This is a genomic window from Nostoc foliaceum FACHB-393 (assembly GCF_014698505.1).
GTDB classification, from domain to species: domain Bacteria; phylum Cyanobacteriota; class Cyanobacteriia; order Cyanobacteriales; family Nostocaceae; genus Nostoc; species Nostoc foliaceum_A.
Genome location: NZ_JACJTD010000111.1, coordinates 1 through 12,598 on the forward strand (window position 1 = coordinate 1; position 12,598 = coordinate 12,598).

16 protein-coding genes and 1 pseudogene are annotated in these 12,598 nt (G+C 43.8%); 10 read left to right on the plus strand and 7 right to left on the minus strand.

The window, feature by feature from the left end; all coding sequences use genetic code 11:
- Positions 1-135 precede the first annotated feature (135 nt).
- The 4 genes from H6G92_RS36420 to H6G92_RS36435 form a co-directional block, all read right to left on the minus strand.
- On the minus strand, positions 136-738 hold the full coding sequence (locus H6G92_RS36420) for a tyrosine-type recombinase/integrase (protein WP_190901443.1): 603 nt from the start codon (positions 736-738) through the stop codon (positions 136-138).
- Between the two features lie 192 nt (positions 739-930).
- Positions 931-1,554: a TMEM175 family potassium channel protein gene (locus H6G92_RS36425; protein ID WP_190901445.1), complete on the minus strand. Its 624-nt coding sequence runs from the start codon at positions 1,552-1,554 to the stop codon at positions 931-933.
- Positions 1,555-1,595: 41 nt separating this feature from the next.
- Positions 1,596-2,348, minus strand: a complete 753-nt coding sequence (locus H6G92_RS36430) for a glucose 1-dehydrogenase (protein WP_190901446.1) — start codon at positions 2,346-2,348, stop codon at positions 1,596-1,598.
- A gap of 158 nt (positions 2,349-2,506) precedes the next feature.
- Positions 2,507-2,788: a plasmid recombination protein gene (locus H6G92_RS36435; protein WP_242059477.1), complete on the minus strand. Its 282-nt coding sequence runs from the start codon at positions 2,786-2,788 to the stop codon at positions 2,507-2,509.
- A gap of 9 nt (positions 2,789-2,797) precedes the next feature.
- Between H6G92_RS36435 and H6G92_RS36440 the strand changes: the two genes are divergently transcribed.
- The gene (locus tag H6G92_RS36440; RefSeq protein WP_190901448.1) at positions 2,798-3,010 is read left to right on the plus strand and encodes a hypothetical protein; all 213 of its coding nucleotides are present in this window, start codon (positions 2,798-2,800) and stop codon (positions 3,008-3,010) included.
- Between the two features lie 259 nt (positions 3,011-3,269).
- On the opposite strand, the gene H6G92_RS36445 is transcribed toward H6G92_RS36440, so the two are convergent.
- The 3 genes from H6G92_RS36445 to H6G92_RS36455 all read right to left on the minus strand — a co-directional run bounded on the left by H6G92_RS36445 (position 3,270) and on the right by H6G92_RS36455 (position 7,550).
- On the minus strand, positions 3,270-6,293 hold the full coding sequence (locus H6G92_RS36445; protein ID WP_190901450.1) for a DUF5906 domain-containing protein: 3,024 nt from the start codon (positions 6,291-6,293) through the stop codon (positions 3,270-3,272).
- 400 nt (positions 6,294-6,693) lie between these two features.
- Entirely contained in the window at positions 6,694-7,032 is a 339-nt protein-coding gene (locus tag H6G92_RS36450) for a hypothetical protein (protein ID WP_190901452.1), read from the minus strand.
- A complete protein-coding gene (locus tag H6G92_RS36455; RefSeq protein WP_190901454.1) occupies positions 7,029-7,550 on the minus strand; it encodes a transposase in 522 nt (173 codons plus the stop codon). Before H6G92_RS36455 ends, H6G92_RS36450 begins: the two co-directional genes overlap by 4 nt.
- Before the next feature lie 160 nt (positions 7,551-7,710).
- Here H6G92_RS36455 and H6G92_RS36460 point away from each other — a divergent pair, with 160 nt between their 5' ends.
- The 9 genes and pseudogenes from H6G92_RS36460 to H6G92_RS36500 all read left to right on the plus strand — a co-directional run.
- Positions 7,711-7,929, plus strand: coding sequence for a hypothetical protein (locus H6G92_RS36460; protein ID WP_190901456.1), 219 nt, complete (start codon positions 7,711-7,713; stop codon positions 7,927-7,929).
- Between the two features lie 106 nt (positions 7,930-8,035).
- Entirely contained in the window at positions 8,036-8,359 is a 324-nt protein-coding gene (locus H6G92_RS36465) for a hypothetical protein (RefSeq protein WP_190901458.1), read from the plus strand.
- Positions 8,360-8,607: 248 nt separating this feature from the next.
- Positions 8,608-9,792: a hypothetical protein gene (locus H6G92_RS36470; RefSeq protein ID WP_190901460.1), complete on the plus strand. Its 1,185-nt coding sequence runs from the start codon at positions 8,608-8,610 to the stop codon at positions 9,790-9,792.
- Positions 9,773-9,967, plus strand: a complete 195-nt coding sequence (locus H6G92_RS36475; protein ID WP_190901462.1) for a hypothetical protein — start codon at positions 9,773-9,775, stop codon at positions 9,965-9,967. Before H6G92_RS36470 ends, H6G92_RS36475 begins: the two co-directional genes overlap by 20 nt.
- Positions 9,968-9,998: 31 nt before the next feature.
- Positions 9,999-10,220, plus strand: coding sequence for a hypothetical protein (locus H6G92_RS36480; RefSeq protein ID WP_242059478.1), 222 nt, complete (start codon positions 9,999-10,001; stop codon positions 10,218-10,220).
- Positions 10,221-10,310: 90 nt separating this feature from the next.
- Positions 10,311-10,568: a hypothetical protein gene (locus H6G92_RS36485; RefSeq protein ID WP_147262597.1), complete on the plus strand. Its 258-nt coding sequence runs from the start codon at positions 10,311-10,313 to the stop codon at positions 10,566-10,568.
- Between the two features lies 1 nt (position 10,569).
- Positions 10,570-10,980: a hypothetical protein gene (locus H6G92_RS36490; RefSeq protein ID WP_190901464.1), complete on the plus strand. Its 411-nt coding sequence runs from the start codon at positions 10,570-10,572 to the stop codon at positions 10,978-10,980.
- Positions 10,980-11,696 (plus strand): hypothetical protein, encoded by a 717-nt coding sequence (locus tag H6G92_RS36495; protein WP_190901466.1) that lies wholly within the window; start codon positions 10,980-10,982, stop codon positions 11,694-11,696. The genes H6G92_RS36490 and H6G92_RS36495 overlap by 1 nt, the downstream gene beginning before the upstream one ends.
- A gap of 66 nt (positions 11,697-11,762) precedes the next feature.
- A pseudogene (locus tag H6G92_RS36500) lies at positions 11,763-12,598 on the plus strand (hypothetical protein); the annotation flags it as partial.

Below are 12,598 nucleotides of genomic sequence, written 5' to 3' on the forward strand. Positions count from 1 at the left end.
CCGTTGCAAATAATAATGAGCCTGTTTGCAAATAATGTGAGCCGAAGTGTAATTTTATTTGCAATTAATTTGAGCCAACAATTTTCTTGTTTGCAAGCCGGAGCGTTTATGTTTGCGAGCCGCAACAAGTAATTTTTACAAATCTCCCCAATCAAAATTCAGGAAACGTCGAGCGTTGAGCTTTGTATATTTTTCAGTGTGTTTGATATCGCGGTGTCCCAAAAAGTCTTGGATTTCCCTGGTGTTGTAACCCTGATTCACCAGATAGTAGCCGCAGGCATGGCGCATCATGTGACAGTGAACTTTGATATCAAGCCCAGCCTGTGCTGCCAGCCGCCCGATTAGCTTTCGCACTGCATCAGTGGACATCACCTCACCACGCTCGGAAACGAAAATATATTTGCTATCAGGCAACATCTCTCTAAGTTCTTTGAGCAAAGTTAACTCATCATCTCTCAAGGGATGCACCCCAGAGTCACTACCTTTTTCCCTGGTGATGAAAATCTGACGTTCGGCCCACATCAGTGCATCCCATCTTAAACCGCACTTAGCCCCTACAGCTTCCCCTACCCTCAGACCGTGGCGAAACATGAGCAGCATCAGTGTATAATCACGGTGAGAATAACGAGCTTTGCGCTCAAGTGCGGCATTCAGCAGAGATCGCACCTCGCTTGGTGTAAGGTATTCTCTAGACCTATAATGCTTGTTAGGTAGACGAGTTGGGGGTGGCAGCCTCATTTATTCTCGGTGGTAGTGTCCGGTTTACGCGCCATATTATGGACAGTCTACACCGCTTGAAGCCCCATTACTCCGTTGATAGATAAGCCACTCAAGAGTTATTGCGAATAACTATCAATTAATAAATACGTCTGCTTTTTCGATAAGAAGCATACCGTCAACTGCTGGCTCTCAAAAATGAACTTATATGAGTTAGGAACGCTTCAACGAGAGTCCTCGAAACGCAAAAAACACGGCTAGTACAATACAAAGACCCACACAAAGCCATACCGACACAAATGACAAAACCAAAGCAGTCAAATACAATGGCGATCCAAAACGGTACTGTTTTGTGATTTCCAAAACATCTTCTTGTTTTGCTCCTTGAGCCAGTAACCTTCCACCCTGCGATGCGTGTCTCCATAGTCCGAAAAATGCAATTGCAATTGCCAAAAACGTTCCTGCATAAATGCCAGCCGCAACTTTTGCCTCTGGATGAAGCAGGTACTCCGCCAGCACTGCTGTAGGAAACGGCACAAAGGTAACAAATAGCAGCAGAAGTCCGTTCCAATAGAGAAAGACATGATCGCTGCGTCGAACTAAACTAAAAATCCGATGGTGATTCACCCACATAACAAGAATTGTGGCAAAGCTTGTCAGAAACGCCAGATAACTCGGATAGAGAGACAGTAAAGCTGACACTAAACCAGAGGTTTCTACGGTGCTGTGGTTCGGGACTTTTATTTCCAACACTAATAGCGTGATCGCGATCGCAAAGACTCCATCGCTAAATGCTTCGATGCGTCCGGTTTCCTTTTCATCTGGCTTTTCCATCATGCCTGATACTCTCTGTAGGTAATGCTTCTTAAAGTATCGGGCTATTTCTGAACGGCTGTAAATCCGCCATCAACTACCAAGTTATGTCCAGTTACAAATGCAGCACCATCGGAACACAGCCAAACGACTGCCGAGGCAATATCTTCTGGTGCCCCAATCCGCTGTAACGGAATACCTGCTGCAACTTGATCCAACATTTCCGGGGGAGCAGCTGCCCATAGATCCGTTTTCACAGCACCCGGACTAATCGTGTTAATCCGAATTCGATCCGCAGAGTACTCAGCCGCAGCCGCACGGGAGAGGGCAATTACACCTGCTTTGGCAGCTCCATAGGCTCCGTAATTAGCAACACCAACCAATGCCCCCTGAGAAGAGATGTTGACGATCACTCCACCTCCTGATTGCTGCATCGCAGGAATTTCGTACTTCATTGATAGCCAAACTGATTTGAGATTGGCATTAATCTCAAGATCCCAATCTGCTTCAGATAAGTCAGCAATTTTGCCAGAGGTTCCCGAACCAGCATTATTAAATGCATAGTCGAGGCAACCGTAAGTTTCGATTGCTTTTTTTACCATCGCTTCAATATCAACTGCTTGCGTGACATCGGCTTTGACAAACACTGCCTCACTGCCTGCTTCATGGATCAAATGAACGGTTTCCTCTCCCTGAGCCTCACGACGGGCAACGACAACTACTTTTGCTCCAGCTTTACCAAAAGCTAGAGCAGTTGCACGACCAATCCCAGAACTCGCACCAGTAACAATCGCAACCTTTCCTGCCATTAAACTCATGACTGTTGCTCCTTAATCAACTTTGCAATCTTACCGCTATAATGCCAAGCTTTAGCCGAGAATTACTAATGTCAATAAGATAGCCTAACCGCCCCAAAACCTTAATTTGGCGTGAGCGCCAGTCAGTGCTGGCTCGACTATTGCAAATATTTATTTATTCAGGGAGCCACACAACAGATATAACCCCATGATGGCGATGCCGAGAGAAACATTTCGGTGCATAACACTGCATCATGCCGAGGGTGATGCAGTAGCGTAGAGATTTTTTCTATAACTATCTCCTCTAATGCGCGTTCGTCTTCTCCCCCAATCAACCGGACATTCTCTCTCGTTGGATCTGCATTGGGTGTTTCTCTATTCCTGGTAACATGGTCATCACTTCCGGCAACGTTGCCGAATGTTTTTAGTTTCTCAATTCTGAGAATTGTTAGTGGCGACATCAAAGATTTATGCGACAAATGCAGTACTTTTGTAGTACTCAAAAACCCCTTTGGGCGAACGGCGGTTTCATGTCACGAGCGCAGCGAGAGATGGCGCAGCCACCCGCAGGGCATGAAACCATAGTGAGTATGGTATCACTTATACAAAACCCCGAAATCCACTTTTGGGGGAGAAATCGCCCTTACTGCCTACTGCCAAAATACGCCCAAAAGCACCTTTAGGGGGTATAACGACAGTCGTTTGACAGTCATCGGGGTTTTGGACAATGACTGTCAAACGACTGTCATTTGGTACAGTAGAGGGATACTAGGGGTAGTTTACGGCATATTTTGACAGTCATTGAAAATTGGTATCAATCAACACGATGGCTTACTCATAATCTCCTCTAATTCGGTAGTCATACAGGACATGGAGCAACCTAATTTAGAAGTGCTTTCGATTAAGCGCAGTCACGACAGTAGCGATGGGCAGTTGCATTCCTTAGTCAATTACAAACGTCTCGCATAAAATTGCATCTCGGTTCCCTTGCTCGGTGGCCACAGTCACAATTCCATTCTTGGAGTCGTAGTTAATCATCTCACCTGCGAACTTGACCGCACCACTAAGCGATCGCACTTCTACTTGGCAACCAACAAACCCTGCGATGTCCCCGCCGTCTTTTTCAATCTGCAACAGTGAGTATGAGAACTCAGACTCAGCTTTTACCAAAACAGTATCGGATGCAATTGGCGCGTCTTTCACTGCCTGATCCTCAGTTGGCATACCCGCACCACTTTCTAGCTTTGACGCACCAGTTCCGCAAGACTCCCCGCAGCAGTTTTCCATATCTAGCAAGGGTTCCGCATCACCCGCACCAGTTGAGGTGGCATATTCTTCTTTTTCCATTGGGATAGGAAGCGATTGAATTTTCATTTCTGACTCTTCAATGTTTTTTTCCTGGGAATCTGAAAAAGTGGTGCGGGTGGTGCGGAAGTCCTGATAATGCGTTGTTTCTGGTGCGGGAAGTGGTGCGGAAGTGGTGCGGGTTTCGTCTAATGTGGTGCGGGTAACTTCCAAAATGCCAATGCCTTTGAGTACTGGGATGTTTCTTTTAGCAATGTCACAGTACCTAGTTCCCTTGACAGCCTTGGGGAAGAGTTGGGCGATTCTGGCGATGACTTGGTTGATACCCTTTACGTTTTTGTCACTGGGTCTAACCTGTTCGCTCCACGTTCTGCGGTTGTTATCGGAATCTATAGTTAATGTGCCAGTTTGAGTGTAGTAATGTTCCAGTCTTACCCATAGCTCTTTTGCAGTCATTTCCTTACCAGGGACATAGCCTATGTTCGCGGCTTCTATGAAGTCAAATAGGTGATTATTTTCTTTCTGAAGGTTGTAGAAAGCATCAGTTGTACATTCGTAATCAATGCCTTCTTCTATAAGGTCGTTTAGTGCTTGAAGCATTTTATTTAGGAATGCTGGGGCAACATGCGTTCTGATAAATTCCTTGTCGTAAGCAAATCTTGGGTCAGCCTGCAATTCATTTGGATTGTTAGGATCTGGATTTTTTTCAAAGGTTTTCTTGAACTCCAAAACTGCAATCCTATCTTGAATTGCTTTCATAACTCCTTGTAATGATGGTGTTTCATTCAAGTTAAAAATACCTATGGCTTCAGGGGTAAATTCGATGTGGTCTTTACCCTTGCGTTCGCAGTGGAGTTTGTTACCAGTGACAAATAATTTTAAGCTTTGAATCTTGTCGATTCTCGACGTTTGTGGGTTTTCTGATGCCCAATTTACCCTGCTGTGCATCAATGGAGCTAAGTTAAACTTCCTGCCTTCGTCGTACAATTGGAAGTCTGCTAAAGAGACAGAAGTTAGTCCATTTTCGCCGTAAATGATTGATACACACTCGCGCAGAGCATCTTTACCGTTAGACCCAAGCCCAACTGCTAGAATTGCTTTTACCTCTCTTCCTCTGAGCTTCCTAACAGTTTGAAGGTCAATCGAAGCGGCAAGATTTCTCAAAAGAATTTCTCGTTGTGGTTTGTCCAAACACTCAAGTAAGCGGTCGCAATCTGTAGTATCAGCCGAGGGATTGTATTCAATCAATGGTTCATAAATGAAGTAGTCTTGGGGGGTGTGCGGGTCTAGTCGGGGAGTAACTTTATTGCCTATCAAAACAGGTCTAACTATCCCATTAGTGCAGTTAATCCCTGGCGGATTGAGTAATTCTGCTTCAATTCCCGTTCGCATTTTCGCCCACTCCAAAACCTTCTTGACGGAACTGGGTGAAGCGTAGGGATAAGATTTTTTACCTTGCTCATTTTCAACTGCAAAGGAGTTACAAAAATTAGTTATCCGTCTACGCTCTGTGTCGTCGGGAGAGTGTTTATAGTGGTTGCCAGTGTGAAAGTAGAGCTTATCCGCAGCACAAATCCAGTTCTTATCCCCATAGAGAGTTTTGAAAGCAATTTGAATGAAGCTGACAACTGGATCAAGATCATTTAAAGGATCATCAAAATTTTGCAGCTTTGCCAGTTGCTCACGCTCTGCCACAGCCGCGTGGATCTCCTGCTCTAACCTGCGGATAAACTCTGGTACTTCCATCTGCCCCAAGATTTCTTTGATGTCACTTGATTTATATGGTAAATCGGGGCAGATGTCGTGAGGGTTAATTCCAATAAATGCAATCCCCACCTCGTCGGCACAGTCCTGGCAGGTCTGGAGTTTCTTTAAGCCAGTGTCGTCAGCATCATGCAGAAAAACAATTAATCCTATGCCTGAATCCTTGATAAGTTGATATTCTGGGGTGATTGTTTTCTTATCCCATCCACTGCCTTGAAACGTAATCCCAGCAAGACCATGTGAGCGACCAACTTCTACGCATCCCTCGCCTTCATGCTGGAGTAGTGCCGAGGTTACATTCACTGATTTAGTACAGGCTAGCGCTTCATCAATGCGATATGCCCCCCAAGGTTGATCACCCTTCTTCATTTCTGGTGTGCCGTCGGGGAGTCTATGCCATTGCCGAAAACTTTTGTCATAACCTTTCTCTTTACTGGTGTCTGCCCATTCGTAACGGTCAATCCATTGGGTTGAGGAGTATTGATAGGTTGTTTCGGTTGCGTTTCCGGGGATGCCCTTTCGCTTACTCTTTAATTTTTGAGGTTGGGGAATATTGGTCGCTGGCTCGGTCAACATTACCAAACCTAATTCGCCATCTGGAATTGGGGTTGGGTTGGGCTTGACCGTCTTAACTCTGATTGGGTTTTTGTTTGGTGCTGCATTGAAATTAGTTTTTTGTCGCTCTGCCAGCACTTCATCCCAAGGTTTGATTGCCTCTCGGATGTCCTTGCACTCACAATTATTGAAGCATCTGTACTTCCCGGTTTCTGGGACAATGGATAGGTTATGCCCCCCGCAAGCTGGGCAGATGTACTTGCCCTTCTCCTTGGCTGGCTCTAGTTGGTCTTGGAAGTTGCGGATGTCAAAAGTGGCGATCGGAGTGAATGTATCTGTCATGACTACAACCTTTTAAAGCGAGGGTTTGTAGCCTGCCAAAGAGCGAGAAATTAATGCAACCAACCTTACAACTCCGACAATCAATGTGATACCATTGACTAAATTAAACTTTTAATGTTTTTTGGTTAGTTGCTTTTTTCGCCTCTGATACAGGCTTATGAAAAGAGCAATCTTTTTTTGTGTATATAAGATTGCATACTAATTGAAAACTAGATTAACAGATTGAGAGCAAAAAGGGAGCGTTAATTTTTGCTTTTTTCTTGTTTTGTATCACTGTACTGAAAAGCTTTTCTGTCTTTTTTTCTTATTTTGTGATGTAATCAATTTCTTTTTTGAAAATATTTCAACCTACTGAAGTGCGATCGCTGTTAGGAGTCACAATGGCGATCGCACTTCAGTATCAACTAAATATTTGTGCAATATCTGCGCCAAGCTCTGTAGCTGTGCGCTCTTTGGCGAGTTCAGCCACGTTTAGAATGCTCTCATTGAGAATCGTGAAGGTGTTCCCGGAGCTTATAGCCTGCGGATTAAATGCTCCGCCCATGAAACTCAATGCTTTGCAATATCGATCAAGTGGATTGAATGCAGCAAGTCGTTTAACTAATGCATAGTTGCCTTGTCGGAATGCTGTCAGGGCTTCCTGATGTAGTTCTGTCTGTTGAGGCATCCGGTCGATTATCAAGTCAATTGCTTTCTGTATTTGCTCTTTCGTTAGTTCATTTGTTGGTGTAGTTATCATTTTTCTCCTGCTAATAACCAGTTATTTGATGTTTCTGCCGAGACTTGGTTGGCATATAGTGCCTGCCAGTTTCTTAACAGATGCTCGTAAATGACCTTAGAGATAAAATGAGCAATCCGCCCTCCATCAAAGTGAATGGCGGTTCTCAACAAAACAAAATTCTGTTTAGTTAGCGAGATATAGTTGCTCTCTCGCTTGATAGTATTGCTAGGCAGAATTATATGCCCTAGCGGGTTTTGGGAGATTTCCCCATTTATTATTGGCTGTTTGTAATCAGGCAAGGCATCGAATCCTTGACTAACAACTGTACTGACCCACTCATCAATACTTATCCCTCTTTTGGCAACGTCCAATCTTGCCAAAGCTTCATAGTAAGAGCGATTTCGACCTAGCCAACCACGCACATATTGCATGATTAAGGTTTGGCGGCTGTCGCCAGAAGCCTCGCTAAAAGCAGTCAAGTAATCATCGTGTTCTTGAGTTATGTAGTAGTAGGACAGATTAAACTGATAAGCCATTTCATAACTTTTATTGCTGTTGTAGCATTCATTCTACCCTAAATGCTGGCACAATTATCCTAGAAACTCAAAAACATGATAATATACCCAAATTGCCCCCGGTGCTTGCGACACCGGGGAGCTTCCAACCCACCAAAGATTGAGCCAATGGAGGGCAACTATGACTTTACTCGAATTCGTGTGCAAATGGGCGAAAGGCGATCGCACTGAAGAAAGTCGCCTGAAAGGAATGTTGAGTGGATTTTTTGACCGTGACCCCCGGACAATCCGTAATTGGATGTGTAAAACTCCAAACTACGTGAAATGGATTTTGGAGAGAATTGATAAAGAATGGGAAGAACTAGGGTCAATAAATTACGCCATTTTTTTTAAAAATTAAAGGAAATTTTTGTCACTATTTTGTATACCCGCTTCGTGCGGGTTTTTTTATTATTTGAAGTGTGAAACATCCGAGAAACAAATATGAAATATTTCACACTTGATTCATGATTGTTGCAGACTTTAACCAGATAAAAACAAAAAACTTAGCAACTCTACTTCCTTCTGACATAGATGGGTTAAGCAGTGAAAGAGTCAGAGAGTTGCTTAATATCAGTCGAATTACTTGTTGGAGATATTTAAAATATCTTCTCCTAACACAACCAAAAAACTTTGACTTTATTTCAGGAAATCAATACTACAGCCGAGGAACTATCGAGGCTTTATTTCAATTTCAGCAATTAGTTGAGCGCTTTCAATACGAAGGCGCAGTTTCAAGAATAAAAAACCACATGGAGGATTATTATGAGCTACAAGAAAGCAACCGATAAAAAGTCAGATTTTGCTTTCACTCGATGCTGGCACAGGCTCAGGCTATTGAGAGCCAAGATACTCAGTAGTGTTTCACAGAACGTTTGATGAAACAGTTTCAACGGTTGCATCAATGTTTCAGCCTCACAACAACCGTGAAACGCCACTGACACTCGCCGGAAACATGAAACATGAAACATGAAACGTTAGTTGATAACGACTACTTTTCTTTGTGACAGTGACGATAAAAAGTTGAGAGTTTTACGATATGTCAAGACCTAAAAAACAACCAACATCTATAAGCGCGGACGCACTCAACATAAACGAGCCTGAAACTATAACAGAGAAAGCATCGATGCCATCAAAAAAGGTAATTCATTTGATGCTAGATGCTGGACGCTCCAGTATTAAATATCAGGCTTTCGTTAATAACGAAACTGGCACAACACCAGTGATGAAGACTGAATCTTTAGTGTGTTGTGTGCCATCAGTACCCTTTGGAGAATTAGGAGCTTTCAGCCTAAGCCGAGCCAAAGATGAAAACAACAAAGATGTTGTAGAGCATTGGGTTGTTGGTAGTTCCGCCAGACTGCAAGGTAAGGAATATATAGCGATGAGTGATTCCGAGAATTACAAAGTACACTACTTCCCCATCCTTGCATTAGGTGCAATCGCATCTCTGCCGAATCTGCTTGAGTTGTCCACGGGTACAAGCAACAAGCGTAGAACCTTGCACATTCGTTTATCAACCCTCTCGCTAGCTTCTCCATTAGAACTAAAAAAAGCCATTGAACAATGCAAGTGGATAGGGGTAGATGGTGTTAGATACCGTCTGTGCTTCTCAAAACTTGGCTTTCTGGGATTTCCAGAGGGATATGGCGCGTCACTTTGGGCAAGCGAACGCTTTGACGATAAACAGTTCCATACTTTTGATATTGGATATGGTACAGCCACAATCAGCGAATACAGTAATCTCGGCAAGTTACCAAAACGGGTAACTTGTAGTCCGAACGGTGGCGGTGGCGTTGCCACACTAATCAAAGAATTCTCCAGAGCATTGAGCAACACCGATTCTTCTAAAATGATTCGCCCTTCCCAACTGCGCGAGATTTTAGAAACTGCAACTGTTGGTGATAACGGCATAAGTGCGATTGCACCTGATGGCGAAGACATTGGGACTGAGTTAGAAAACGCGATTCACTCATGGATGAAAGATTCTCCTTTGGCTTACGCCCTAGATGACATATCCGTGAAAGCCAGACGCAGCAAAGTAACTTTGTGTGGCGGTGCATTTGCGATCCCACCCGTGCAGATGTTGATCAAAGAAAGATTACTTAAATCTTGCATTCCAGAAAGTAATTTGTTGATCCCAGAAAATCCGGGAACCGTTGCTTTATCAGAAATGAAAAAACTTTACTTAGGAGAAACAACCGATGTTAAACAAGCGGCTTAATTACAACGTTCCTCAAGACTTGACTCCAGCCATCAGAATGCTTGCAGAAATGGATGGTACAACCCCAGCTTACTGGCTGAGAAAAGCTTTAGAAAAAGTAGTGAATGAAAGGTTCTCTGTCAATAACAATCATCAAATTAACTTAGGAGATTTGGAGGCGATAAGAGGTGAATAATATCAAGTTTAACTTTCAAACGAGGTGCGAAATGAATAGCAACGTTAGCACAGAAGAAATAGTAATCATTCTGGCTGGATGTGAGCAAACTTTAAGGTTGATTCAAGCTACTCCCGAATATAGGAGACTGCAAACATCAGAGCATTTTACTACATCAAACGACTTGGTTTTGAATGATGCCATTCAATCAATATCTGAAGTTTTAGATGGCATTGAAAAAGTACAACTCGCTAACAGTTCCGATGAGTATTAATTGTGCAAACGCTTGCCCGGTCAAGAAAAGCGTTCGCACAAGTGACTTAGATCAGGGATGAAATCAGTACACACATTCAAGGATATCAAAATGGCGCACCCCGTAGGATATTACTCCCTCTCTCACGACAACGCACTGATTAAAGATATGTGTGAGACATGGGGCGAAGGACTAGAGAAGATGAGCGAATCAGACACACTCTGGTTAATTGCAAAAATCGCTCATCAAGCATGGTTAGAGTGTGAATCTTCTACCGCTCCTAGCAACGAAGCCGAGTCAGTATTGAAACGACTGCATGAGTTAAAGCAATGGGAGAAGTTTGCACTAATCAGCGCAATGGCACAGTGATATGTACAAGAAGCAACTGTATTTAGCCTTGGCTGGTGTCGGGGTCTGCTTCTTGCCTGTAATCATTCCCTTAGTATCCAAGTTGGGGGCTTATGCAGAAGCCGAGAGATTAAAAGCCACCGAAGGATTAGAGCGTAAACGCATAGAAGAACGGGCTAAAACCAGCGATGCCTTATATGAAGCCGGAGTCATGCCCACAACTCGAAAACTGAGAATCACCAATTATTTTGACAGTAGTAAACGCAATCCCAGACCAGACCCAACCCTTTATCAAGATGACGAGATTGTTGATGTCTTTGACGCAACGGGTAAGTGTATTGGGCGAATTGAAGAAGGAATTTGGAAGTGGAAGCACAAAGCCAAAGAGGTATGTAAAAGCGTTCAAAATATCAAACCAGTGAGGAGAAAATAATGGCGTTAGGAACATCTGGTGCAGAAAGTAATAGCACTGGTAACAGCGATGGTAAACCCAAGGGGAAGAAGCGAACGCTTGGTGAAATCATAGATTTTTGTGCCAAGGCTGTTGTAATGATTGTTGGCTTACCCATTAGAGCCGCCGCCGCGATTGTTAATCAGTTTGTTGCTAACGGTGGCGCGGGTCGTGCCTTGGTAGGTGGGATTTTATTTATTGGCGGTTCTGTAATTAGTGCTGATTCAACTTGGCAATTAATCTTTACTGGGCCCCCTGTTTTACCCTGGTTTGAGCCGGCTTGGAATTGGCTAAATGTGCCGTTTGCACTGTTCAACCCCTTGTTTTATTTGGCATTTATGGTTTCGGTGGGTGTTCAAGTAATCGAAGCCCATGCCCTACGCGGTAAAAACCCAGATTCAGCTAGGCGGGAACTTCAAGATCACATGGTCTATGAGCTTGAAACCAAGCCTAGTGGCAAGATTGACTTGGTAGGCCAGTTGTGGCAAGACTACAAAACCGCAGGGACACGCGATCGCTCTAGTGCAGGGTTAGTTGTGATTGCGGTTTGGGCGTTCGATATTGTCACCACCTTTGCGGCTCGTAACCCATTCGACTACACAGCCCCATTCATGATTTTGGGTTGCATCTTATTTAACATCGGCACAATGATGGCAGGCGAAATTGGGTTTGCCATCTGGCGATTGACTAAAGACTGATAATCAATAGCCGCTAAATTGAGTGCGAACTTTGGCGGCTTTTTAACTCAATAAGGGATTTAACCTGTGGAAAATAATATCCCCAAAATCACAACTAAACAAACAGAATATCTGCGATTGCAATATCCCAGTCTCTCGCATTTAGAAGCTGGGAATATTGCTGAATGGTTGCAAGAACGCAAAGACCAACTATTTGAAATGGCCCGAGTTTCTGAGAACGAAGCAGACATGACCCGTGTACTTGGTTTGCTGGCTTCTGGGATAGGAGCGGTTTGTTATGCTGTCAATCCAATGGCATTAGTTGGTGGTTTAATTGGCGGTGCTGCATGGCTATGGTTTGTTGTCGAACACTCCAACCGCACTAAAGAAATTGCACCAATACCTTTTGTACGTGGCAACTTTATAGACGCTCTAGCTCGTGCCGGTGACTATGATAATCGAAGCAATTATCAAGCGGATCATCTTGCTAATACCGTTAAATTTCTAGAGCGACAATCAGCAGAAGAGTACGCCTTTCTTCATGCTGAATTTGAAAATATTGGGCAGTATTTAACCCAAGTTGAGCCAGGAAAACGTTTTTATGCTTATCGCTGGATGTTTGGCTGGTTTGGCAAGCTCAAGGGTCGTCAGCTACCTACTTATCAAAGTATGGCTCTCCATTTACAGGATGTGACCATTGACAGCCGGCTGAATCGGTCTGAGGTAAGTGCTATCGCACAGGCTCAAACCCAGTTACCACCCACCGTAGATATTAAGCAGTTTCAATCACCGACTATAGATATTCGGGACACTCACCAAGCGGCTTCTATTTCTAAACCGGAGGAGTTACAGCCATCAGCACAGGGGCTTTCACCAGACACTATAACTAATCTGACTTTGCCTCAGAGAGCAAACGCACTCAT